This is a genomic window from Pseudomonas qingdaonensis (genome assembly GCF_018398475.1).
In the GTDB taxonomy this organism is placed as follows: Bacteria; Pseudomonadota; Gammaproteobacteria; order Pseudomonadales; family Pseudomonadaceae; genus Aquipseudomonas; species Aquipseudomonas palmensis.
Window position 1 is genome coordinate 1813031 of the sequence record NZ_CP074676.1, and the last position, 19132, is coordinate 1832162.

General features: G+C 64.5%; 21 protein-coding genes. 19 read left to right on the forward strand and 2 right to left on the reverse strand.

Annotated elements, in window-relative coordinates:
* The first annotated feature begins 123 nt into the window (after nucleotides 1–123).
* From flhA to KH389_RS08560, 14 genes are all read left to right on the forward strand, one after another.
* Nucleotides 124–2253, forward strand: coding sequence for a flagellar biosynthesis protein FlhA (gene flhA, locus KH389_RS08495; RefSeq protein ID WP_043861821.1), 2130 nt, complete (start codon nucleotides 124–126; stop codon nucleotides 2251–2253).
* A gap of 11 nt (nucleotides 2254–2264) precedes the next feature.
* The gene (gene flhF / locus KH389_RS08500; RefSeq protein ID WP_043861822.1) at nucleotides 2265–3575 is read left to right on the forward strand and encodes a flagellar biosynthesis GTPase FlhF; all 1311 of its coding nucleotides are present in this window, start codon (nucleotides 2265–2267) and stop codon (nucleotides 3573–3575) included.
* Nucleotides 3576–3694: 119 nt separating this feature from the next.
* Nucleotides 3695–4528 carry a flagellar synthesis regulator FleN gene (gene fleN / locus KH389_RS08505; protein WP_054915624.1) on the forward strand — a complete coding sequence of 278 codons (834 nt, stop codon included), beginning with the start codon at nucleotides 3695–3697 and terminating at the stop codon, nucleotides 4526–4528.
* Nucleotides 4525–5265: an RNA polymerase sigma factor FliA gene (fliA, locus tag KH389_RS08510; RefSeq protein ID WP_043861824.1), complete on the forward strand. Its 741-nt coding sequence runs from the start codon at nucleotides 4525–4527 to the stop codon at nucleotides 5263–5265. The genes fleN and fliA overlap by 4 nt, the downstream gene beginning before the upstream one ends.
* Nucleotides 5266–5369: 104 nt before the next feature.
* Nucleotides 5370–5744, forward strand: a complete 375-nt coding sequence (locus KH389_RS08515) for a chemotaxis response regulator CheY (protein ID WP_043861825.1) — start codon at nucleotides 5370–5372, stop codon at nucleotides 5742–5744.
* 20 nt (nucleotides 5745–5764) lie between these two features.
* Nucleotides 5765–6553, forward strand: coding sequence for a protein phosphatase CheZ (locus tag KH389_RS08520; RefSeq protein WP_043861826.1), 789 nt, complete (start codon nucleotides 5765–5767; stop codon nucleotides 6551–6553).
* Nucleotides 6554–6565: 12 nt separating this feature from the next.
* On the forward strand, nucleotides 6566–8809 hold the full coding sequence (locus tag KH389_RS08525) for a chemotaxis protein CheA (protein ID WP_213607212.1): 2244 nt from the start codon (nucleotides 6566–6568) through the stop codon (nucleotides 8807–8809).
* A 45-nt stretch (nucleotides 8810–8854) separates the two neighbouring features.
* Complete coding sequence (locus KH389_RS08530; RefSeq protein ID WP_058542051.1) at nucleotides 8855–9976, forward strand: protein-glutamate methylesterase/protein-glutamine glutaminase; 1122 nt, start codon at nucleotides 8855–8857, stop codon at nucleotides 9974–9976.
* Complete coding sequence (locus tag KH389_RS08535; protein ID WP_043861829.1) at nucleotides 9976–10716, forward strand: flagellar motor protein; 741 nt, start codon at nucleotides 9976–9978, stop codon at nucleotides 10714–10716. The genes KH389_RS08530 and KH389_RS08535 overlap by 1 nt, the downstream gene beginning before the upstream one ends.
* Nucleotides 10717–10719: 3 nt before the next feature.
* Complete coding sequence (motD, locus tag KH389_RS08540) at nucleotides 10720–11607, forward strand: flagellar motor protein MotD (RefSeq protein WP_043861830.1); 888 nt, start codon at nucleotides 10720–10722, stop codon at nucleotides 11605–11607.
* Between the two features lie 43 nt (nucleotides 11608–11650).
* A complete protein-coding gene (locus tag KH389_RS08545) occupies nucleotides 11651–12439 on the forward strand; it encodes a ParA family protein (protein ID WP_078480275.1) in 789 nt (262 codons plus the stop codon).
* On the forward strand, nucleotides 12439–13332 hold the full coding sequence (locus KH389_RS08550; protein ID WP_043861832.1) for a CheW domain-containing protein: 894 nt from the start codon (nucleotides 12439–12441) through the stop codon (nucleotides 13330–13332). Before KH389_RS08545 ends, KH389_RS08550 begins: the two co-directional genes overlap by 1 nt.
* Nucleotides 13333–13396: 64 nt before the next feature.
* Nucleotides 13397–13876, forward strand: coding sequence for a chemotaxis protein CheW (locus KH389_RS08555; protein WP_043861833.1), 480 nt, complete (start codon nucleotides 13397–13399; stop codon nucleotides 13874–13876).
* 1 nt (nucleotide 13877) lies between these two features.
* Complete coding sequence (locus tag KH389_RS08560; protein ID WP_043861834.1) at nucleotides 13878–14270, forward strand: DUF2802 domain-containing protein; 393 nt, start codon at nucleotides 13878–13880, stop codon at nucleotides 14268–14270.
* A gap of 25 nt (nucleotides 14271–14295) precedes the next feature.
* Here KH389_RS08560 and KH389_RS08565 read toward each other — a convergent pair whose 3' ends face one another.
* Nucleotides 14296–14631, reverse strand: coding sequence for an EscU/YscU/HrcU family type III secretion system export apparatus switch protein (locus KH389_RS08565; protein WP_043861835.1), 336 nt, complete (start codon nucleotides 14629–14631; stop codon nucleotides 14296–14298).
* The gene (gene fliK, locus KH389_RS08570; RefSeq protein WP_213607213.1) at nucleotides 14628–16199 is read right to left on the reverse strand and encodes a flagellar hook-length control protein FliK; all 1572 of its coding nucleotides are present in this window, start codon (nucleotides 16197–16199) and stop codon (nucleotides 14628–14630) included. The genes KH389_RS08565 and fliK overlap by 4 nt, the downstream gene beginning before the upstream one ends.
* A 233-nt stretch (nucleotides 16200–16432) precedes the next feature.
* On the opposite strand from fliK, the gene ccmA reads away from it, so the two are divergent.
* From ccmA to ccmE, 5 genes are read left to right on the forward strand one after another with little or no spacing between them, the layout of a single operon-like run.
* Entirely contained in the window at nucleotides 16433–17014 is a 582-nt protein-coding gene (gene ccmA, locus KH389_RS08575) for a cytochrome c biogenesis heme-transporting ATPase CcmA (RefSeq protein WP_235384254.1), read from the forward strand.
* A complete protein-coding gene (ccmB, locus tag KH389_RS08580; RefSeq protein WP_043861838.1) occupies nucleotides 17011–17679 on the forward strand; it encodes a heme exporter protein CcmB in 669 nt (222 codons plus the stop codon). Before ccmA ends, ccmB begins: the two co-directional genes overlap by 4 nt.
* A gap of 43 nt (nucleotides 17680–17722) precedes the next feature.
* Nucleotides 17723–18499 (forward strand): heme ABC transporter permease, encoded by a 777-nt coding sequence (locus tag KH389_RS08585; protein WP_043861839.1) that lies wholly within the window; start codon nucleotides 17723–17725, stop codon nucleotides 18497–18499.
* Nucleotides 18496–18672, forward strand: a complete 177-nt coding sequence (ccmD, locus tag KH389_RS08590; RefSeq protein WP_043861840.1) for a heme exporter protein CcmD — start codon at nucleotides 18496–18498, stop codon at nucleotides 18670–18672. Before KH389_RS08585 ends, ccmD begins: the two co-directional genes overlap by 4 nt.
* Entirely contained in the window at nucleotides 18669–19124 is a 456-nt protein-coding gene (gene ccmE / locus KH389_RS08595; protein WP_058542048.1) for a cytochrome c maturation protein CcmE, read from the forward strand. The genes ccmD and ccmE overlap by 4 nt, the downstream gene beginning before the upstream one ends.
* Nucleotides 19125–19132: the final 8 nt, after the last annotated feature.

Consider the following 19132-nt stretch of genomic DNA (forward strand, 5'->3'; position numbering starts at 1 on the left):
TTCGCTGCAGGAGCCGGCCGTGTCGGCGAAGGTCGCGTCACTGATCCAAAGTTGGAAAGCTTCTTGCAATAGCAGCGCCAAGCGCCCGCATGGCGTCAAAAGTTTGCTTGAAGAGGAATATCGGTGGATCGCTCTCAGTTAATCAACAGCGCCCGTAGCAACCTGTCCGGGCTCGGCCGGGGCAACCTGGGGGTGCCGCTGTTGCTGCTGGTGATGTTGGCAATGATGATGTTGCCGATCCCGCCGTTCCTGCTCGACGTGTTCTTCACCTTCAACATCGCCCTGTCCATCGTCGTGCTGCTGGTGTGCGTGTACGCCTTGCGCCCGCTGGATTTCGCCGTGTTTCCGACCATCCTGCTGGTGGCCACGCTGCTGCGCCTGGCGCTGAACGTGGCGTCCACGCGGGTGGTGATGCTCCACGGCCACGACGGCCACGAAGCCGCGGGCAAGGTGATCCAGGCCTTCGGCGAGGTGGTGATCGGCGGCAACTACGTGGTCGGTATCGTGGTGTTCGCGATCCTCATGATCATCAACTTCGTGGTGGTGACCAAGGGTGCGGGGCGCATTTCCGAGGTGAGCGCGCGCTTCACCCTCGACGCCATGCCCGGCAAGCAGATGGCCATCGACGCCGACCTCAACGCCGGCCTGATCGACCAGGCCCAGGCCAAGGCACGGCGTACCGAAGTGGCCCAGGAGGCCGAGTTCTACGGTTCGATGGACGGTGCCAGCAAGTTCGTGCGCGGTGACGCCATCGCCGGCCTGCTGATCCTGTTCATCAACCTGATCGGCGGCATGGCCGTGGGTATCTTCCAGCACGGCATGACCTTCGGCGACGCCGGTCGCGTGTATGCGCTGCTCACCATCGGTGACGGTTTGGTGGCGCAGTTGCCTTCGCTGCTGCTGTCCACCGCCGCCGCGATCATGGTTACCCGTGCCTCGGGCTCCGAGGAAATGGGCAAGCAGATCAACCGGCAGATGTTCGATTCGCCCAAGGCGCTGGCCGTGTCCGGCGGCCTGATGATCGTCATGGGGCTGGTGCCGGGCATGCCGCACGTGGCATTCCTCAGCCTCGGCCTGATGGCCGCAGGCGGCGCCTACCTGGTGTGGCGCAAGCAGAACCAGGCCAAGGTCAAGGCACAGCAGGAAGTGCAGCGCCAGCAGGACCTGCTGCCGTCGCCGCAGCGTGCTCAGGAAACCAAGGAGCTGGGCTGGGACGACGTTACCCCGATCGACATGATCGGCCTGGAAGTCGGCTACCGGCTGATCCCGCTGGTGGACCGCAACCAGGGTGGGCAGTTGCTGGCGCGGATCAAGGGGGTACGCAAGAAGCTGTCCCAGGACCTGGGCTTCCTGATGCCCACCGTGCACATCCGCGACAACCTCGACCTGGCCCCCAGCGCCTACCGCCTGACGCTGATGGGGGTGATCCTGGCCGAGGCCGAGATCTACCCCGACCGCGAACTGGCGATCAACCCGGGGCAGGTGTTCGGCAACCTCAACGGCATCGCCGCCAGGGACCCGGCCTTCGGCCTGGAGGCAGTGTGGATCGATGTGGCCCAGCGCAGCCAGGCGCAATCGCTGGGCTACACCGTGGTGGACGCGAGCACCGTGGTCGCCACCCACCTCAACCAGATCCTCTACAAGCATTGCCACGAGCTGATCGGTCACGAAGAGGTACAGCAACTGCTGCAGGTCCTGGCCAAGGGCTCGCCCAAGCTGGCCGAGGAACTGGTACCGGGGGTGCTGCCGCTGTCCGGTCTGCTCAAGGTGCTGCAGGCGTTGCTGGCCGAGCAGGTGCCGGTGCGCGACATCCGCACCATTGCCGAAGCCATCGCCAACAATGCCGCCAAGAGTCAAGATACCGCCGCGCTGGTGGCTTCGGTGCGCGTAGGATTGAGCCGCGCAATCGTGCAAAGCATTGTAGGAACTGAGTCCGAGCTGCCTGTGATCACGCTTGAGCCAAGGTTGGAACAGATTTTGCTCAATAGTTTGCAAAGGGCCGGGCAGGGTCAGGAAGATGGTGTTCTTCTTGAGCCGAGCATGGCCGAAAAGCTTCAGCGTTCGTTGATCGAGGCCGCCCAGCGTCAGGAGATGCAAGGGCAACCTGCAATCCTGCTGGTCGCAGGACCCGTTCGACAGATGCTGTCGCGTTTTGGCCGCCTGGCTGTACCGAATTTGCATGTTTTGGCGTATCAGGAAATACCTGACAACAAGCAAGTTACCATCGTTGCCACAGTAGGCCCCAACGGCTGAGGTAGTGGGATATGCAAGTTAAGCGTTTTTTCGCCGCTGATATGCGTCAGGCCATGAAGCTGGTTCGTGATGAGCTGGGGGCAGAGGCCGCCATCATCGGCAACCGACGGATTGCTGGCGGTGTCGAGCTGACGGCGGCGCTGGACTACAAGCTGTCCGCGCTTGCGCCGCGGGTGCCGAACGTCGAGCTCGAGGACGAACTGCGCAAGACCCAGTCGCGCATCGTCACCGCGCAGGCCGAGCTCAGCAGCCGGGTCGAAGGCGAGGAGGGCAACCGCCAGTTGTTCGCCGGCCTGCCGCTGACCGCCTCCGAGCCGCTGGTAGAGCCGCAGGTCGAGGCCCCCGTGCGGCCTCAGGCAGCGGCCCCGGCGCCGGTCGATCAGCGTCTGTTCGATTCCATGCGCTCGGAGCTCTCGGGCCTGCGCGAGCTGCTCGAAGTGCAGCTCGGCTCGCTGGCCTGGACCCAGCTGCAGGGCAGCAAGCCGCACCAGGCCAACCTCTGGCGCCGTCTGCAGCGTATCGGCATCGCCGGGCCGCTGGCCCGCGAGGTGCTGGACATCACTGCCGACATCGAAGAGCCCCGCCAGGCCTGGCGCATGCTGCTGGCGCACCTGGCCCGCATGATCCAGGTGCCGGAAATCGAGCCGATCGAAGAGGGCGGCGTGATCGCCATGGTCGGCCCGGCCGGCATGGGCAAGACCACCACCCTGGCCAAGCTGGCGGCGCGCTATGTGCTCAAGTACGGCGCGCAGAACATCGCGCTGGTGAGCATGGACAGCTTTCGCATCGGCGCCCAGGAACAACTCAAGACCCTGGGGCGCATCCTGAATGTGTCGGTGACCCACGTCGACCCCGGCCAGTCGCTGGCCCAGGCCCTGGACCCTCTGCTGCGCAAGCGCGTGGTGCTGATCGATACCGCCGGCCTGCAGGCCAGCGACCCGGCACTGCGCATGCAGCTCGAAACCCTGGCCGGGCGCGGCATCCAGGCCAAGAATTACCTGGTGCTGGCCACCACCAGCCAGAAGCAGGTGCTGACCGCTGCCTACCACAGCTACAAGCGCTGCGGGCTGGCCGGTTGCATCCTGACCAAGCTCGACGAAACGGCGTGCCTGGGCGAGGTGCTGAGCCTGGCCATCACGCATGAGTTGCCGGTGGCCTATCTGACCGATGGGCCGCGCATTCCGGACGATCTGCACTTGCCGCGCCGGCACCATCTGGTCAGTCGCGCGGTCAGTGTACAAATGCAGGACGATCCCAGCGAAGAGGCCATGGCCGACATGTTCGCCGATCTGTACCACAGCGACGGCAAGCGTGTCGGCTGAGGTAAATGTGTATACGTTGCAAAGTACCTACATCAATGGTCTGCCAGGCATTTTTCAGGTGTTGAAAGCGCAGCCAGTCATGTGGCCTCGGTCTAAGTAAGACAAGGTAAAGAACAAACATGGGCAGCATGCATCCCGTACAGGTGATCGCCGTGACAGGCGGCAAAGGTGGCGTCGGCAAGACCAACGTGTCAGTGAACTTGTCATTGGCGCTGGCTGAGCTTGGCCGTCGGGTCATGCTGCTGGACGCCGACCTGGGCCTGGCCAACGTCGACGTCTTGCTCGGCCTGACCCCCAAACGCACACTGGCCGATGTCATCGAGGGCCGCTGCGAGCTGCGCGACGTGCTGCTGCCGGGGCCTGGCGGGGTACGCATCGTGCCTGCGGCCTCCGGCACCCAGAGCATGGTGCACCTGGCGCCGGCCCAGCATGCCGGGCTGATCCAGGCGTTCAGCGAGATCGGCGACAACCTCGACGTGCTGGTCATCGACACCGCGGCCGGCATCGGCGATTCGGTCGTCAGCTTCGTGCGCGCGGCCCAGGAAGTGCTGCTGGTGGTGTGCGACGAGCCCACGTCCATCACTGACGCCTATGCCCTGATCAAGCTGCTGAACCGCGATTACGGCATGAACCGTTTCCGGGTGCTGGCCAACATGGCACAAAGCCCTCAGGAAGGTCGCAATCTGTTCGCCAAATTGACCAAGGTCACGGATCGCTTCCTGGATGTCGCCTTACAATACGTCGGTGCTGTGCCCTACGACGAATGTGTCCGCAAGGCAGTGCAGAAGCAGCGAGCAGTCTACGAAGCCTTTCCGCGTTCCAAGTGCGCGCTGGCCTTCAAGGCCATTGCTCAGAAGGTCGATAGCTGGCCGTTGCCTGCCAACCCGCGTGGTCATCTGGAGTTCTTCGTCGAACGGCTGGTGCAACCGACCAGTGCGGGACCAGTGCTATGAGTGCAAGCGGCTATCGGATGTACAGCAAGGCTTCGCGTGATGCCCAGTACGAGCTGATCGAGCGGTACGCACCCTTGGTCAAGCGCATTGCCTATCACCTGCTGGCGCGTCTGCCAGCCAGTGTGCAGGTGGAAGACCTGATCCAGGCCGGCATGATCGGCCTGCTCGAGGTCTCCAACAAGTACGACTCCAGCAAGGGTGCCAGTTTCGAGACCTATGCCGGTATCCGCATCCGTGGGGCCATGCTCGACGAGGTGCGCAAGGGGGATTGGGCGCCGCGTTCGGTACACCGCAATACCCGCATGGTGAGTGACGCGATTCGTGCAATTGAAGCAAAAACCGGTCGTGATGCTAAAGATCACGAGGTTGCTGCCGAACTTCAATTGAGTCTCGATGATTATTACGGGATTTTGAACGATACCTTGGGCAGTCGCCTGTTCAGTTTCGACGACCTGTTGCAGGACGGCGAACATGAAGGCCTGCACGAGGACGGCGCCAGTGCCCAGCTCGAGCCATCGCGCGATCTGGAAGACGAGCGCTTTCAGGCAGCCCTGGCGGATGCAATCGCCAACCTGCCCGAGCGCGAGCGCCTGGTGCTGGCGCTGTACTACGACGAAGAGCTGAACCTCAAGGAAATCGGCGAGGTGCTGGGGGTCAGCGAGTCGCGTGTCAGCCAGTTGCACAGCCAGTGCGCCGCACGCTTGCGCGGTCGCCTGGGGGAATGGCGGGCGCGTTGAGCAGCCGTTCCATACAGTCGTGAAATGTAGTGCCCGAATTGATTGAATGCGCGTTCAGCGCTGAGCGCGTTAAAGACTGCTTGGAGGTCTAATTGAACAAAGACATGAAAATCCTCATCGTCGACGATTTTTCGACGATGCGGCGGATCATCAAGAACCTGTTGCGTGACCTGGGCTTCACCAATACCCAGGAAGCCGACGACGGCAACACCGCGTTGCCGATGCTCGAAAGCGGTCACTTCGATTTCCTGGTGACCGACTGGAACATGCCCGGCATGTCCGGTATCGACCTGCTGCGCAAGGTACGTCTGGATGAACGCCTCAAGCACCTGCCGGTGCTGATGGTGACGGCCGAAGCCAAACGCGAACAGATCATCGAAGCCGCCCAGGCGGGCGTCAACGGCTATGTGGTCAAACCGTTCACCGCCCAGGTGCTGAAAGAAAAGATCGAAAAGATCTTCGAGCGCGTCAATAGCTGAGGTACGCCACGGGGGCGCTTATGGAGCAAAAAAGATCATCTTTGGACGACTTCGAGTCGACTCTGAAGAAACATGCCCAGGAGCTGGTCAGCAGCCTTGAAAAAGGCAGGTTCGGCGACGCGGTGCAACTGATCCATCAGCTGAACCAGACCCGTGACCTTGGCCTGTACCAGGAAGTCGGCAAGCTTACCCGCGAGCTGCACAGTGCGATCGTCAGTTTCCAGATCGATCCGCACATGCCGCAGGCCGAGGAAGTCTCGCAGATTACCGACGCCACCGAACGCCTGTCGTACGTGGTCAAGCTGACCGAGGGCGCTGCCAACCGCACCATGGACCTGGTGGAGGCAAGCACGCCGGTACTCAACGACCTCAGTGCCGAGGCGGCCAGCCTGAGTGGCGACTGGCAGCGCTTCATGCGCCGCGAAGTCGAGGCTCCGGAGTTTCGCGAGCTGGTCAAGCGCGTCGACAGTTTCCTGACGCACAGCGCCGAGGGCAACCGCAAGGTCGCCGGCCATCTCAACGACATTCTTCTGGCTCAGGACTACCAAGACCTGACCGGCCAGGTGATCAAGCGCGTCACGGCACTGGTCACCGAAGTAGAAAGCAATCTTCTGAAGCTCGTGTTGATGGCGAGTCAGGTCGACCGGTTCGCCGGCATCGAGCATGACCACGACCAGCTGCGTGCCGAAAAAGATCAAGAAAAACATCCGACTCGGGGTGAAGGACCACAGATTCATGCCGATAAACGTGAAGACGTTGTGTCCGGTCAGGACGATGTCGACGATCTGCTGTCCAGCCTGGGTTTTTAGGGAGCACGTTTAATGAGCTTCGGCGCCGATGAAGAAATCCTCCAGGATTTTCTGGTAGAAGCCGGCGAAATTCTTGAGCAACTGTCCGAGCAACTGGTCGAGCTGGAAAGCCGCCCGGATGATGCCGACCTGCTCAATGCAATTTTTCGCGGTTTTCACACTGTAAAAGGGGGCGCCGGCTTCCTCCAGCTCAATGAGCTGGTGGAGTGCTGCCACATCGCCGAAAACGTCTTCGACATCCTGCGCAAGGGTGAACGACGTGTGGACGCCGAACTGATGGACGTGGTCCTGGAAGCCCTGGACACCGTCAACAGCATGTTCGGCCAGGTGCGCGAGCGCACCGACATCACCGCAGCCACTCCGGAACTGCTGGCCGCCCTGGCGCGCCTGGCCGAACCTGCCGGTGCCGAAGCGGCGGCGCCTGCGCCGGTGGCGGCGGTTGCCGAGCCGGAGCCTGAGGCCGAGGCGAGCGGGGGTGATATCACCGACAGCGAGTTCGAGCAGTTGCTCGACTCGCTCAATGCCGCCAAGGCCCAGGCCGAGGCGCCCGAGCCGGTGGCCGTGGACGCTGCCAGCGATGAAATCACCGACGCCGAGTTCGAGTCGTTGCTGGACCAGTTGCATGGCAAGGGCCAGTTCGCCCCCGACAGCGTGGCGGCGGCATCTGCTGCTGCACCTGGCGCGGACTCGGCGCCCAGCGGTGACATCACCGACGATGAATTCGAAGCACTGCTGGACCAGTTGCACGGCAAGGGCACCTTTGCCGCCGATGCACTGCCCGGCGCTGTAGCGGCCGCCGCACCGGCCGCTGCCGCACCCGCAGCGGCGGGTGACCATATTTCCGAACACGAATTCGAGGCCCTGCTCGACGAGTTGCACGGCAAGGGCAAGTTCGCGCCCGACGCCGTCAGCGGCGCTGGCGCTGCCAGCGCGCCTGCTGCTGCGGCGACGGTTGCGGCCAAGCCGGCGGCCAAGCCCGCAGCGGCAGCCGCTGCACCGGCACCGGCACCGGCACCGGCCAAGGCACCCGCCCCCGCGCCGGCCCGTCAGGCGGCTCCCGCTGCCGACAAGCATCCGGCCAGCGAGGCCGAGACCACCGTGCGGGTCGACACCGCGCGCCTGGACGAGATCATGAACATGGTCGGCGAACTGGTGCTGGTGCGTAACCGCCTGGTGCGCCTGGGCCTGAACAGCGGCGATGAAGCCATGTCCAAGGCCGTCTCGAACCTGGACGTGGTGACCGCCGACCTGCAGACCGCGGTGATGAAGACCCGCATGCAGCCGATCAAGAAGGTCTTCGGGCGCTTCCCGCGTCTGGTTCGCGACCTGGCCCGCCAGCTCAAGAAAGAGATCAACCTGGAGCTGGTCGGCGAAGAGACCGACCTGGACAAGAACCTCGTCGAGGCCCTGGCCGACCCGCTGGTGCACTTGGTGCGCAACGCTGTCGACCATGGCGTGGAAACCCCGGAAGAGCGCGAAGCCGCCGGCAAGTCGCGCAATGGCAAGGTGATCCTCGCTGCCGAACAGGAAGGCGACCACATCCTGCTGTCGATCTCCGATGACGGCAAGGGCATGGATGCCAATGTCCTGCGCGCCATTGCGGTCAAGCGCGGGGTGATGGACAAGGACGCCGCCGATCGCCTCAGCGAAAGCGACTGCTACAACCTGATCTTCGCCCCGGGCTTCTCGACCAAGACCGAGATCTCCGACGTGTCCGGTCGCGGCGTGGGCATGGACGTGGTCAAGACCAAGATTTCCCAGCTCAACGGCTCGATCAACATCTACTCGACCAAGGGCCAGGGCTCGAAGATCGTCATCAAGGTGCCGCTGACCCTGGCGATCATGCCGACCCTGATGGTGATGCTCGGCAACCAGGCCTTCGCCTTCCCGCTGGTGAACGTCAACGAGATTTTCCACCTGGACCTGTCGCGCACCAACGTGGTCGACGGCCAGGAAGTGGTGATCGTGCGTGACAAGGCCTTGCCGCTGTTCTACCTCAAGCGCTGGCTGGTCAGCTCGGCAGCCCACGAGGAGCAGCGTGAAGGCCACGTGGTGATCCTTTCGGTGGGTACCCAGCGCATCGGCTTCGTGGTCGACCAGCTGGTGGGCCAGGAAGAGGTGGTCATCAAGCCGTTGGGCAAGATGCTGCAGGGCACCCCGGGCATGTCGGGCGCCACCATTACCGGTGACGGGCGCATTGCGCTGATCCTCGACGTGCCGAGCATGCTCAAGCGTTACGCCGCTCGGCGTATCTGATCCCGGTGGCGTGGCCAGGTGGCCGCGCCCCGTAATGGAGTGTTTATGGTAGTCAAGGTCCTGGTGGTGGATGATTCCGGTTTTTTCCGCCGCCGTGTCTCGGAAATTCTTTCAGCGGACCCGACTATCCAGGTGGTCGGTACCGCGACCAACGGCAAGGAAGCGATCGATCAGGCGCTGTCGCTCAAGCCCGACGTCATCACCATGGACTATGAAATGCCCATGATGGATGGCATCACCGCCGTGCGTCATATCATGCAGCGCTGCCCCACGCCTGTACTGATGTTCTCCTCGCTCACCCACGAAGGCGCCCGCGTCACCCTCGACGCACTGGACGCCGGTGCGGTGGACTACCTGCCGAAAAATTTCGAGGACATCTCGCGCAACCCCGAGAAGGTCAAGCAGATGCTGTGCGAAAAGGTGCATACCATTTCGCGCAGCAACCGTCGTTTCAGCAGCTATGCCAGCCCGGCACCGGCCGCGGCGCCTGCACCGTCGCACAGCGCCGGCAGCAGCGCCCCGGCAGCGTCCATGCGCGCCGCCCCGGTTGCCCCGCAAGCCCCTGCGCGGGCCGCTGCACCCAGCTCGCCGGCACCCAAGCGCAAGGCCTACAAGCTGCTGGCCATCGGTACCTCAACTGGTGGCCCGGTGGCGCTGCAGCGCGTGCTGACCCAACTGCCGGCCAACTTCCCGGCGCCGATCGTGCTGATCCAGCACATGCCGGCGGCCTTCACCAAGGCCTTCGCCGAGCGCCTGGACAAGCTGTGCCGCATCAGCGTCAAGGAAGCCGAGGACGGCGACGTGCTGCGCCCCGGCCTGGCCCTGCTGGCACCGGGCGGCAAGCAGATGATGGTCGACGGGCGCGGCACGGTGAAGATCCTGCCAGGTGACGAACGCCTCAACTACAAGCCCTGCGTGGACATCACCTTCGGTTCGGCGGCCAAGTCGTATGGCGACAAGGTGCTGGCCGTGGTGCTGACCGGCATGGGCGCCGATGGCCGCGAAGGCGCGCGCCTGCTCAAGCAGGGCGGCAGCCAGGTGTGGGCCCAGGACGAAGCCAGCTGCGTGATCTATGGCATGCCCATGGCCATTGCCAAGGCCAACCTGGCCGATGCGGTGTACGGCCTGGACGAGATCGGCCGGCACCTGGTAGAGGCGTGCATCTGATGGACGTGTTGAGCCTTATCGGGATCATCCTGGCGTTCGTCGCCATCGTTGGCGGCAACTACCTCGAAGGCGGCCATCTGTCGGCGCTGATCAACGGCCCGGCGGCGCTGATCGTGATCGGCGGGACGCTGGCGGCCTCGCTGCTGCAGGCCCCCATGAGCGCGTTCAAGCGCGCCCTGCAGATCGTGCGCTGGATCCTCTTCCCGCCGCGGGTCGACCTGGCCGGTGGTATCGACCGGGTGGTCAACTGGAGCCTCACCGCACGCAAGGAAGGCCTGCTGGGCCTTGAGGGCGTGGCCGATGCCGAGCCCGACCCGTATGCCCGCAAGGGCCTGCAGCTGCTGGTCGACGGCGCCGAGCCCGAAGCCATCCGCAGCATTCTCGAGGTGGATTTCTACACCCAGGAAAGCCGTGACATCCAGGCCGCCAAGGTGTTCGAGAGCATGGGCGGCTATGCGCCGACCATCGGCATCATCGGCGCGGTGATGGGCCTGATCCACGTGATGGGCAACCTGGCCGACCCGACCCAGCTGGGCAGCGGTATCGCCGTGGCGTTCGTGGCCACCATCTACGGCGTGGCCAGTGCCAACCTGATCCTGTTGCCGATCGCCAACAAGCTCAAGGCCCTGGCCATGCGCCAGTCGCGCTATCGCGAAATGCTCCTGGAAGGCTTGCTGTCGATTGCCGAAGGCGAGAACCCACGTTCAATCGAACTGAAGCTTCAGGGCTTCATGGAGTAAGCCATGGCCCGTCGTCGTCAACCCGAGGAACATGAAAACCACGAACGCTGGCTGGTGTCGTATGCCGACTTCATCACCTTGCTGTTCGCCTTCTTCGTGGTCATGTATTCGATTTCCTCGATCAACGAGGGCAAGTACAAGGTCATCTCGCAGGCGCTGATCGGCGTGTTCAACGACCCCGAGCGCAGCATGAAGCCGATTCCGATAGGCGACGAGCGCCCCCTCAGCGTCAAGCCGGCCGAACCGCTGATCAAGGACAGCGAGCAGGTCGATGCGGGCCTGGGGCAAAGCTCCAGCGACCCGCTGCAGACCATCGCCGACGATGTGCGCGATGCCTTTGGCGACCTGATCAAGTCCGACCAGATGACCGTGCGCGGCAACGAACTGTGGATCGAGATCGAGCTCAATTCCTCGCTGTTGTTCGGCAGTGGCGATGCCATGCCCAGCGACAAGGCGTTCGACATCATCGACAAGGTGGCGCACATCATCAAGCCGTTCGCCAACCCGGTGCACGTCGAAGGCTTCACCGATGACCAGCCGATCCGCACGGCGCAGTACCCGACCAACTGGGAGTTGTCGTCGGCACGGGCGGCGAGCATCGTGCGCCTGCTGGCGATGGAAGGGGTCAACCCGGCACGCATGGCTTCTGTGGGCTACGGCGAGTTCCAGCCCATCGCCAGCAATGCCAGCCCTGAAGGGCGCGCGCAGAACCGCAGGGTGGTGCTGGTGATCTCGCGCAATCTGGAGGTGCGCCGCAGCCTGACCGGTACCGGCAGCGCCAATGCCACACCCGACGCGGCGCTCAAGCGTGCTGGCACACAAACTGCACCGCCAGCCGTAGCACCGACGGCCGGGCGCAATCCCGTCAATTCCCCGTCGTCGACCCTTTAATCGATCCCGGCAGGGTCCGACCCGACCGGGAGGAAGCAGCGCAATGAGAGTCTGGGCAGTAGCCAATCAAAAAGGTGGTGTCGGCAAGACCACCACATCCATCGCCCTGGCCGGCCTGCTGGCCGAGGCGGGCAAGCGCGTGGTCGTGGTCGACCTCGACCCGCACGGGTCCATGACCAGCTACTTCGGTCACAACCCGGACACCCTCGAGCACAGCAGCTACGACCTGTTCCTGCACAAGGGCACGGTGCCCGAAGGGCTGCCGGGCCAGCTGTTGCTGCCCACCAGCGACGAGCGCATCTCGCTGCTGCCTTCCAGCACCGCCCTGGCGGTGCTCGAGCGTCAGTCACCGGGCCAGAGTGGCCTGGGCCTGGTGATCGCCAAGAGTCTGGCGCAGCTGTGGCAGGATTTCGACTACGCGATCATCGACAGCCCGCCGTTGCTGGGCGTTCTGATGGTCAATGCGCTGGCAGCCAGCCAGCAACTGGTGATCCCGGTGCAGACCGAATACCTGGCGGTGAAAGGCCTCGAACGCATGGTCAGCACGCTGAGCATGGTCAATCGCTCGCGCAAGCAGGCCTTGCCGTACCACATCGTGCCGACCCTGTTCGACCGCCGTACCCAGGCCTCGATGGGCACCCTGCGGGTGCTGCGCGACGCTTATCCCGACACCATCTGGCAGGGCTACATTCCGGTCGATACGCGCCTGCGCGACGCCAGCCGTGCCGGGCTCACGCCGTCGCAGTTCGATGGCAGGAGCCGTGGCGTGATTGCCTACCGGGCATTGCTCAAGCATCTGCTGGCGCAGAATGCCGTTGCGCAGGTGGCCTGATGAACAGCCCGCAGCAGGTCACCATAAAGCCTCAACTGGCCTTGCAGTCGTACCTGGACGGCCTGTTGCAGGAGGCCACCGAAGAGCTGCAGCCATTGCCCCTGGCGGTGGCCGAACGCGTCGCAGTGGCCCCGGCCCCGGTGGTCGTCACGGCGCCTGAAGCGATCGACGAGTTCCAGGCCGCAGTGCTCGAAGAACAGGCCCGTGACGCCCGGCTCAAGACCGCGGCGCCGGCATTCGCCGAGCCGACGCGGCTGGTCATGCCGGTGATGGCGCCACCGGTGGTGGCCAAGGTGGTGGAGGCGGCCCCGGTGGTCGCCCCGGTCATCGCCGACGTGCCAACCCCGGTCGAGCCGCTGGTGCAGGTGCACCTGCCCGCAGCACCGGACCAGCCGGTGCCGCCGTTGACGGGCGACGGTCGCCCGGCCTGGGCCGCCGAGCCGTTCGAATGCCTGCTGTTCGACGTGGCCGGGCTGACCCTGGCGGTGCCGCTGGTGTGCCTGGGCTCGATCTACTCGCTGGCCGGCCAGGAGCTCACGCCGCTGTTCGGCCAGCCCGAGTGGTTCCTGGGCATCCTGCCGAGCCAGGCGGGTAACCTGAAGGTGCTCGACACGGCGCGCTGGGTCATGCCCGACCGCTACCGCGACGACTTCCGCCAGGGGCTGCAATACGTTATTTCGGTACAGGGCTACGAGTGGGGGCTGGCGGTGCATCAGGTCAGCCGCTCGCTGCGCCTGGACCCGAGCGAGATCAAGTGGCGCAGCCAGCGTGGTCAGCGCCCGTGGCTTGCCGGTACGGTCATCGAACACATGTGCGCGCTGCTGGATGTCGCCGAGCTGGCCGAGCTGATCGCCAGCGGCGCCGTCAAGCAGATGCACGGTACGCATAAATAATCGGTCGCAACTGCCGCGACCGCACTGAGTACACCGCCGAGAACGGCTTTTGAGGGTTAGGGGAATGAAAAACATGACTGCGCAGGGTTCCGACGATCCGATTCTGCAGTGGGTAACGTTCAAGCTGGACAACGAGTCCTACGGCATCAACGTGATGCAGGTCCAGGAAGTGCTGCGCTACACCGAAATCGCTCCGGTGCCGGGCGCGCCGAGCTATGTGCTGGGCATCATCAACCTGCGCGGCAATGTGGTGACCGTGATCGACACGCGCCAGCGCTTCGGCCTGATGTCTGCCGAAATCTCCGACAACAGCCGTATCGTGATCATCGAGGCGGACAAGCAGGTGGTTGGCATCCTGGTCGATAGCGTGGCCGAGGTCGTGTACCTGCGTCAGTCGGAGATCGAGACCGCGCCGAATGTCGGCAACGAGGAATCGGCCAAGTTCATCCAGGGAGTGTGCAACAAGAACAACGAACTGCTGATCCTGGTCGAGCTGGACAAGATGATGACCGAGGAAGAGTGGTCCGAGCTGGAGAATATCTGAGTTGATTCTCGAGGGTGCTGTCATATTTCTGGCGCTGGTCTGGATCCTCAGCCTGTGGCTGTTCTACGGCTACAGCAAGCGCCAGCGCGAGCTGGCCTCGCAGCAGGCCCAGGGCGATGCGCTGCGTGACCAGCGCATCAAGGACCTGGCCAAGCGTGTGGACGATTATCAGAACGGTACGGTGCGCATGGGCGACGCGTTGCACGAGCTGCGCGCCGTGGTGGCGCCGTTGCCGGACAAGCTGATGCAACTGGAGCAGCGCGACCCCAACAGCCTGTCGTTCGCCCAGGCGGCGCGGCTGGTGGGCATGGGCGCCAGCGTCGACGAGCTGACCCAGTCCTGCGGCCTGACCCAGGCCGAAGCCGAGCTGATGAGCAAGCTGCACCGCAGCTGATGCAAGGCACCCGGCCTGCGCGTCGTCAGTCCGGCGCAGGCAGGCTGTACAGGTTCGGGGTAATGTCGCGCTCCTGCGGGGCGTTGTCCACGAACCCCTCCGGCACCTGGCCCTTGAGCTGCCAGGCGAAGGCGATGATCTCGGCGATGGTCAGGTACAGCGCCTCCGGGATCTGATCGCCCAGCTCCATGCGCGCCAGCAGGCGTACCAACTCGGCATTCTCGTAGATCGGCACTTCGTGTTCGCGGGCAATGGCCAGGATCGCCTCGGCCAGCTCGTCGTCGCCCTTGGCGCTCAAGGTCGGGGCCTGCTGGCCGTCGTAGGTCAGGGCAATGGCCTGACGTGGCGGGGTCTGGCTCATGCGTTTTCATCCACCCAGCGTTGTTCCAGATGCGTACGCGGCCCCTGTGGCGGCGTACCGTGATGGCACAGCAGTTCACCGACGTTGAGCCCGCGCTCCACCAACCGCGCGCGCAGCTTGCCGAGCTGGCTGTCGATCAGTTGCGCGGTGCTCGGCAGCTCCGCCCACAGCTGGCTAGACAGGTTACCCTGGCTGATCTGCGCCTGTACCTGCAAGGGCCCCAGCGGGCTGAGGTCGAATGCCAGCTCCACGCGCCAGAGCATCTCCAGCGGGTCGCGCTGTTCGCGTTCCGGATCGGCCTGCTGCTCGGGGGTTTCCTCGCGCTGCAGCTTCACTTGCAGCGGCATGAACTCCTGACCATTGCGCACCGGTATCTCCAGTTGCCAGGTGGTCTGCAGGTTGCCGTCGGCGGTGGTGCGGGTTTGCTCCAGGCCAGCGAGCTGGTGGCTCTGCAGGCGTGAAATGGCTGCCGCTGCCAGGCGCAGCAGCTGTTCCAGGTCGCCTTCTTCGTCGCCACTTTGCAGCAACCGCGAGGGCAGCGGAAAGCTTCCCGGGGCCGGGCGCGGGCTTACCTGGCCGAGCATGCCCAGGGCGTTGCGCACCATGCCCGGCAGCACCTGGGCCAGGGTGCTGGCAGCCACGGCCGGGTTGAACTGGGTGCTGCCGGGGAGGCCGGGCAGCAACTGCGCCACCAGCCGGATCACCTGGGCCTTGAGGTCGGGGGCGAGGGCGGCGGGGGCGCCAGCCAGCAGCTTGGCTTCCAGAAACGCGCCGCTGTTGTTCAGGGCCTGGGCCAGGCCCTTGGCCGTGCCGAGCTGTTCCATGTCCGGCAGGCTGGCCAGCAGGGTGCTCACGCTGGCCCGCACATCGGCCGGCAGGCGCTGCTCGGCGCTCATCTGTTGCAGGCTGGCGAGCAGGCCCGGCAGCGAGGCCTGGCGGCTCAGCTGCGCGCTCAGGTGCTGGGTGATCGCCAGTTGTTCCTGGCGCCCGCTCAGGGGCACGAAGCTGATCGACTGTTCACCCTGTACCCGTGCGCTGAGCAGGCTGCCCAGCGCCAGTGGCCGAGGGCTGTCGATGTTCAGGGTGGCGCCGGCCTGGGCGGTGTTGAGCAGGGTCACCAACGAGCGGAACAAGGCCGGCTGCCCGGCAGCCTGGGGCAGCGTCTGGGTGGTCAGCACCTTGCCCTGCAGCAGGGTGCCCGGCGGCAACTGGCGGGTGTCGAGCTGGGTGAGGGTGGCCACGCTGCGCGCGATGGCCTGCTGCACGGTGATGCTCAGGTTGCCGGCATTGGGCTGGCTGACCGTCAGCTCGCTGCCCTGGGGCAGGGGCTGGCTGGCGCTGGTCTGCACGGTAGTCTGGCGCCCGTTGGTCTGGGTCAGTTGCAGCAGCAGCTGGAAGTCCTGACCGACCTGGCGCAACGACAGTACCTGCGCCTGCGCGGTCTCGCCCGGGGCGAGCAGGGCAGGCTGGGGTTGCAGCAGCTTGAGCAGTTCGCCGGTCATCGCCGCGCTGCGCGCCTGGGGGTTGGCCAGGGCCTGCGGGCCAAGGCTGTTGATTTCGCCTGTCATCACGTTGCAACCTGTGGAAATAGCCCTCTTTGCAGTAGGACATGCCATGTATAATGCCGCCCGTTCCTGGCGGGTGCGCACGTCCTGTGGCGTGCCCGATGCGACCGGCCATGCCGTACAGCTGTTGCTCAGTATAACGGCCAGGCCCGGACCGACTTGAGACCGAACCATAAGGCGAACCTGTGACCCCTCGACTCGAAGCTGTGGGCCTGGCCTGCGAGCGCGACTGGCGAATGCTTTTCGAACACCTCGAACTGCACCTGGCGGCCGGTGACATGCTGCAGATCAGCGGCCCCAATGGCAGCGGCAAGACCAGCCTGCTGCGCCTGCTCAGCGGGTTGATGCGGCCCACCAGCGGTGAAATCCGCCTGGACGGCAAGCCCTTGGCCGAGCAGGGCAGCGAACTGGCCAGGATGCTGCTGTGGATCGGTCATGCGGCCGGCATCAAGGACCTGCTCACCGCCGAGGAAAACCTGGCCTGGCTGTGCGCCCTGCATCAGCCTGCCAGCCGCGAGGCGATCTGGCAGGCACTGGCGGCCGTGGGCCTGCGCGGCTTCGAAGATGTTGCCTGCCATACCCTGTCGGCCGGCCAGCAGCGCCGCGTGGCGCTGGCGCGGCTGTACCTGGACAGCCCGCCGCTGTGGATTCTCGACGAACCCTTCACCGCCCTCGACAAGCAGGGCGTGGCCCAGCTCGAAGCGCACCTGGCGGCGCATTGCGAGCGCGGCGGCATGGTCGTGCTGACCACCCACCACACGCTGGCGCAGACGCCGTCCGGCTACCGAGAACTGAACCTGGGGCAGTACGCGGCATGAGTGTGTTCGTTCATTTGCTGCGCCGAGAAGCGCAGGTGCTGTGCCGCCGGCCGGCCGAGCTTGCCAACCCATTGGTGTTCTTCGCGATCGTGATCGCGTTGTTCCCGTTGGCGGTCGGGCCGGAGACGCAATTGTTGCAAAACTTGTCCCCTGGGTTAGTCTGGGTGGCCGCCCTTTTATCCGTTCTGCTCTCGCTGGACGGGCTGTTTCGCAGTGATTTCGAGGACGGATCCCTCGAGCAGTGGGTCCTTTCGCCGCACCCCCTGGCGCTTCTGGTATTGGCAAAGGTGCTGGCACACTGGGCCTTTTCCGGTCTGGCACTGGTATTGTTGTCGCCGCTGCTGGCCCTGATGCTCGGTTTGCCGGTGCAATGCCTGCCGGTACTGCTGGCCTCGCTGCTGCTCGGTACCCCGGTACTGAGCCTGCTGGGTGCAGTGGGCGCAGCCTTGACCGTGGGTTTGAAGCGCGGTGGCCTGCTGCTGGCACTGCTTATTTTGCCGTTATATATCCCGGTGTTGATCCTGGGCAGTGGCGCCTTGCAGGCGGCACTGCAAGCTATGCCGGCGACCGGTTACCTGCTCTGGCTTGGCAGCCTGACCGCCCTTGCAGTAACCCTGGCACCCTTTGCAATAGCGGCTGGCCTGAAGATCAGCGTCGGCGAATAATGAGGTCTGGGCCCCGCCCAGCAAAGACCCTGGATGTACCGTGATGAAAAGCAGCGCAATAAGCTGGACGTGGTTTCACAAGCTGGGTTCACCCAAATGGTTCTATGCCATCAGCGGCCGCATGCTGCCGTGGCTGAGCATCGCCGCCATCCTGCTGATCGCCGTGGGCGTGGTCTGGGGCCTGGCCTTCGCCCCGCAGGACTACCAGCAGGGCAACAGTTTCCGAATCATCTACATCCACGTGCCGGCGGCCATGCTGGCGCAGTCGTGCTACGTGATGCTGGCGGTGGCCGGCGTGGTCGGCCTGGTCTGGAAGATGAAGATCGCCGACGTGGCACTGCAATGCGCCGCGCCCATCGGCGCCTGGATGACCGTGGTGGCCCTGAGCACCGGTGCCATCTGGGGCAAGCCGACCTGGGGCAGCTGGTGGGTTTGGGATGCACGACTAACGTCGATGCTGATCCTGCTGTTTCTGTACTTCGGTCTGATTGCCCTGGGCCAGGCGATCAGCAATCGTGAGAGCGCGGCCAAGGCCTGCGCGGTACTGGCGATTGTCGGCGTGATCAACATTCCGATCATCAAGTACTCGGTGGAGTGGTGGAACACCCTGCACCAGGGCGCCACCTTCACCCTCACCGAAAAGCCGGCGATGCCTGCCGAGATGTGGCTGCCGCTGCTGCTGACCGTGCTGGGGTTCTATTGCTTCTTCGGGGCGGTGCTGCTGTTGCGCATGCGCCTTGAAGTGCTGCGGCGCGAGGCACGCGCCAGTTGGGTCAAGGATGAAGTGTTGGGCCACCTGGGGCGGGAGACCGCACGATGAGTTTTGCCAGCTTCAATGATTTCCTCGCCATGGGCCATCACGGCCTCTATGTCTGGTCGGCCTATGGCATCTGCCTGCTGGTGCTGGCCATCAATGTTGCCGCGCCCGTACTGAGCAAGCGCCGGTATCTGCAAGAAGAAGCGCGCCGCCTGCGCCGGGAGAAGTCCAAGTGAATCCGCAACGCAAGAAGCGTCTGTTCATCATCCTCGGCCTGCTGGTGGGTGTCGGCGTCGCCGTCGGCCTGGCCCTGAGCGCGCTGCAGCAGAACATCAACCTGTTCTATACCCCTACCCAGATCGCCAACGGCGAAGCCCCGCTCGATACGCGCATCCGGGCCGGCGGCATGGTCGAGGCCGGTTCCCTGCAACGCTCCGGCGACTCGCTGGACGTGCGTTTCGTGGTCACCGACTTCAACAAGTCGGTGCCCATCACCTACCGAGGCATCCTGCCCGACCTGTTCCGTGAAGGGCAGGGCATCGTCGCCCTGGGCAAGCTCAACGCCGAGGGCGTGGTGGTGGCTGACGAGGTGCTGGCCAAGCACGACGAAAAATACATGCCGCCCGAGGTCACCAAGGCCCTGAAGGAAAGCGGCCAGGTGTCCACCGACGGCGGAGCCAAGCCATGAATGCTGCA

Excerpts from the sequence above, each read along its gene's own strand:
- flhF (WP_043861822.1), top strand. The coding sequence starts at position 2,265 with ATGCAAGTTAAGCGTTTTTTCGCCGCTGATATGCGTCAGGCCATGAAG.
- fleN (WP_054915624.1), top strand. The coding sequence starts at position 3,695 with ATGGGCAGCATGCATCCCGTACAGGTGATCGCCGTGACAGGCGGCAAA.
- fliA (WP_043861824.1), top strand. The coding sequence starts at position 4,525 with ATGAGTGCAAGCGGCTATCGGATGTACAGCAAGGCTTCGCGTGATGCC.
- KH389_RS08515 (WP_043861825.1), top strand. The coding sequence starts at position 5,370 with ATGAAAATCCTCATCGTCGACGATTTTTCGACGATGCGGCGGATCATC.
- KH389_RS08520 (WP_043861826.1), top strand. The coding sequence starts at position 5,765 with ATGGAGCAAAAAAGATCATCTTTGGACGACTTCGAGTCGACTCTGAAG.
- KH389_RS08525 (WP_213607212.1), top strand. The coding sequence starts at position 6,566 with ATGAGCTTCGGCGCCGATGAAGAAATCCTCCAGGATTTTCTGGTAGAA.
- KH389_RS08530 (WP_058542051.1), top strand. The coding sequence starts at position 8,855 with ATGGTAGTCAAGGTCCTGGTGGTGGATGATTCCGGTTTTTTCCGCCGC.
- KH389_RS08535 (WP_043861829.1), top strand. The coding sequence starts at position 9,976 with ATGGACGTGTTGAGCCTTATCGGGATCATCCTGGCGTTCGTCGCCATC.
- motD (WP_043861830.1), top strand. The coding sequence starts at position 10,720 with ATGGCCCGTCGTCGTCAACCCGAGGAACATGAAAACCACGAACGCTGG.
- KH389_RS08545 (WP_078480275.1), top strand. The coding sequence starts at position 11,651 with ATGAGAGTCTGGGCAGTAGCCAATCAAAAAGGTGGTGTCGGCAAGACC.
- KH389_RS08550 (WP_043861832.1), top strand. The coding sequence starts at position 12,439 with ATGAACAGCCCGCAGCAGGTCACCATAAAGCCTCAACTGGCCTTGCAG.
- KH389_RS08555 (WP_043861833.1), top strand. The coding sequence starts at position 13,397 with ATGAAAAACATGACTGCGCAGGGTTCCGACGATCCGATTCTGCAGTGG.
- KH389_RS08565 (WP_043861835.1), bottom strand. The coding sequence starts at position 14,631 with ATGAGCCAGACCCCGCCACGTCAGGCCATTGCCCTGACCTACGACGGC.
- fliK (WP_213607213.1), bottom strand. The coding sequence starts at position 16,199 with ATGACAGGCGAAATCAACAGCCTTGGCCCGCAGGCCCTGGCCAACCCC.
- ccmA (WP_235384254.1), top strand. The coding sequence starts at position 16,433 with ATGCTTTTCGAACACCTCGAACTGCACCTGGCGGCCGGTGACATGCTG.
- ccmB (WP_043861838.1), top strand. The coding sequence starts at position 17,011 with ATGAGTGTGTTCGTTCATTTGCTGCGCCGAGAAGCGCAGGTGCTGTGC.
- KH389_RS08585 (WP_043861839.1), top strand. The coding sequence starts at position 17,723 with ATGAAAAGCAGCGCAATAAGCTGGACGTGGTTTCACAAGCTGGGTTCA.
- ccmD (WP_043861840.1), top strand. The coding sequence starts at position 18,496 with ATGAGTTTTGCCAGCTTCAATGATTTCCTCGCCATGGGCCATCACGGC.